The 3,102-nt window shown below is 74.9% G+C and carries 1 protein-coding gene; it reads left to right on the top strand.

Going from position 1 to position 3,102, the window contains the following annotated elements; genetic code table 11:
• Nucleotides 1-3,102, top strand: a 3,102-nt coding sequence (locus tag ACFWUY_RS41120; protein WP_384121998.1) for a beta-ketoacyl synthase N-terminal-like domain-containing protein, incomplete at both ends; no start/stop codon positions are given.

The raw sequence follows: 3,102 nt of genomic DNA, 5'->3' as shown, positions 1-3,102 counted from the left end.
AGACCATCGTCTTCGCCGACGACGACCCGCTGCTGCACCGCACCGAGTACACCCAGCCCGCCCTGTTCGCCCTGGAGACCGCCCTGTTCCGGCTCCTTGAGAGCTGGGGCGTCACCCCTGACTTCGTGGCGGGCCACTCCATCGGGGAGCTGACAGCCGCGCATGTGGCCGGCGTCCTCTCCCTGGAGGACGCGGCGCTGCTGGTCGCCGCGCGCGGCCGGTTGATGGGCGAGCTGCCGCCTGGCGGCGCGATGGCCGCCGTGGAGGCGCCGGAGGACGCCGTCCGGCCGCTGCTGAGCGGACGAGTGACGCTCGCCGCCGTCAACGGGCCCGATTCCGTGGTGATCTCGGGCGACGAGGACGAGGTCGAGCGGGTGACCGCCCGGCTCGCCGCGGAGGGCCGGCGCACCCGGCGTCTCACCGTCAGCCACGCCTTCCACTCGCCCCGCATGGACCCGATCCTGGAGGAGTTCCGCACCGTCGCCTCGGGGCTCGCCTTCCGGGCACCCCGCATCCCGGTGATCTCGAACGTGACGGGGGCCCTCGCGACCGACGAGGAGCTGACCTCCCCCGACTACTGGGCCCGCCACATCCGGGAGGCCGTCCGCTTCCACGACGGCGTACGGGCGCTCCGGGACGCGGGTGCCACGGTGTACCTCGAACTCGGGCCGGACGCGGTGCTCACGGGGGCGGCCCGCCGGACCCTGACGGGGCCGGCTCCGGCGGGGACGGCCGGCGGTCGGGTCCTGGCGGCCGCGCTGCGGCGCGGGAGGCCCGAGGCGGCCACGCTCCTCGCCGCCGTCGCGGGCGCGTACGCCCGTGGGACGGCGGTGGACTGGACTGGCATGTTCGCCGGCCGCGGGGGCCGGGCGGTGCCGCTGCCCACGTACGCCTTCCAGCGCGAGCGGTACTGGATGGAGGGGGCTTCGGCCGCCGACGCGGTGGCCGACGGGTACGTCGGCACACCCGCCGTACCCGCCGTCGACACGCCGGCCGTACCCGAGCTTCCCGCCGTATCCGACCTTCCCGCGGTGCTCGGCCTTCCCGCCGTACCCGAGCTTCCCGCCGTATCCGACCTTCCCGCGGTGCTCGGCCTTCCCGCCGTACCCGAGCTTCCCGCCGTATCCGACCTGACGGAACTGGTCCGTACGCACGTCGCCTTCGTACTCGGCCATGTCACCGCGGAGTCCGTGGACACCGCGCGCAGCTTCAAGGATCTCGGGTTCGACTCGCTCTCCGGCGTAGAGCTCCGCGACCGTCTCCGGTCCGCGACCGGGCTCTCCCTGCCGTCCGCGCTGATCTACCACCACCCCACGCCCGAGGCCGTGGTCACGCTGCTCCAGGAGCGGTACGCGGGTCCGCGCGCGGCGGCTCCGGAGGAGGACCGGACACCGGCCGCGCTCGACGGGAACGACCCGATCGTGATCGTGGGGATGGCCTGCCGCTACCCGGGCGGGGTCGGCTCTCCGCAGGAGCTGTGGGAGCTGGTGGCCTCGGGCACCGACGCGATCGGCCCCTTCCCCGCCGACCGGGGCTGGGACCTGGCCGGACTGTACGACCCCGACCCCGACCACCCCGGGACGTCGTACGCGCGGGAGGGCGGGTTCCTCACCGGCGCGGGGGACTTCGACGCGGGCTTCTTCGGGATCAGCCCGCGCGAGGCCGCGGCGATGGATCCGCAGCAGCGGCTGCTCCTGGAGACGGCCTGGGAGGTGTTCGAACGGGCGGGGATCGCACCCGACGGGCTGCGCGGCGCGCGGGCGGGCGTGTTCGTCGGTGCGACGGCCATGGACTACGGGCCGCGGCTCCACGAGGGCGCCGAGGGCTACGACGGGTACCTGCTGACCGGCAGCACCGCGAGCGTCGCCTCGGGGCGGCTGGCGTACACGTTCGGCCTGGAGGGTCCGGCCGTCACCGTCGACACCGCCTGCTCGTCCTCGCTCGTGGCCCTGCACCTCGCCGTGCAGGCGCTGCGGCAGGGCGAGTGCGATCTCGCGCTGGCGGGCGGGGTGACGGTGATGCCCACGCCGGGCATGTTCCTGGAGTTCAGCCGCCAGCGCGGCCTCGCCCCGAACGGCCGGTGCAAGCCGTTCGCCGCGGCGGCCGACGGCACGGCATGGGCTGAGGGCGCCGGGTTGTTGCTGGTGGAGCGGCTCTCGGACGCCCGCCGCAACGGGCACCGGGTCCTGGCCGTCGTCCGCGGCACGGCGATCAACCAGGACGGCGCGAGCAACGGGCTGACCGCGCCCAACGGGCCTTCGCAGGAACGTGTCATCCGCCAGGCCCTGGCCACCGCCGGACTCACCGGCACGGACGTCGACGCGATGGAGGCGCACGGCACCGGTACCCGGCTCGGCGACCCGATCGAGGCGGACGCCCTACTGGCCACGTACGGGCAGGGGCGTCCCGCCGACCGGCCGCTGTGGCTCGGCTCGCTGAAGTCCAACATCGGGCACACCCAGGCGGCGGCCGGCGTCGGCGGTGTCATCAAGATGGTCGAGGCCATGCGCCACGGCGTCCTGCCCCGGACCCTGCACGTGGACGAGCCGTCCCCGCACGTCGACTGGACGGCCGGCGCGGTCGAACTCCTCACCGAGGCGCGGGACTGGACCACCCGGGACGGTCACCCGCGCCGCGCCGCCGTCTCCTCCTTCGGCATCAGCGGCACCAACGCCCACGTCATCCTGGAACAAGGACCGGATCCGGACGTGGAGCCGGTCCCGGAGCCCGGTACGGATACGGGTGCGGGTGCGGTGCTGCTGACCCTGTCGGCGCGCACGGCGGACGCGCTGCCGGCGCAGGCCGAGCGCCTCTCCGCTTACCTGAACGATCACCCGGACGTGGACCTCGCCCGGACGGCCGGCGCCCTGGCCCTGGGCCGAGCCGCCCTGGAGCACCGTGCGGTGCTGCTCGCCGAGGACCACGAAGGGGCCCGGACGGCGCTGGCGGCGCTGGCCGCCGGGGAGGAGCACCCGGCGGTCGTACGGGGAACGGCCGGCGGACCGGCTCGTACGGCCTTCCTGTTCACCGGTCAGGGCAGCCAGCGGGCGGGCATGGGACGCGAACTGCACGAGCGGTACGAGGTGTTCGCCGCCGCCTTCG

The sequence above is a fragment of the Streptomyces sp. NPDC058664 genome (genome assembly GCF_042716635.1).
Classification (GTDB): domain Bacteria; phylum Actinomycetota; class Actinomycetes; order Streptomycetales; family Streptomycetaceae; genus Streptomyces.
This window is presented reverse-complemented; position numbering and strand designations above follow the sequence as displayed.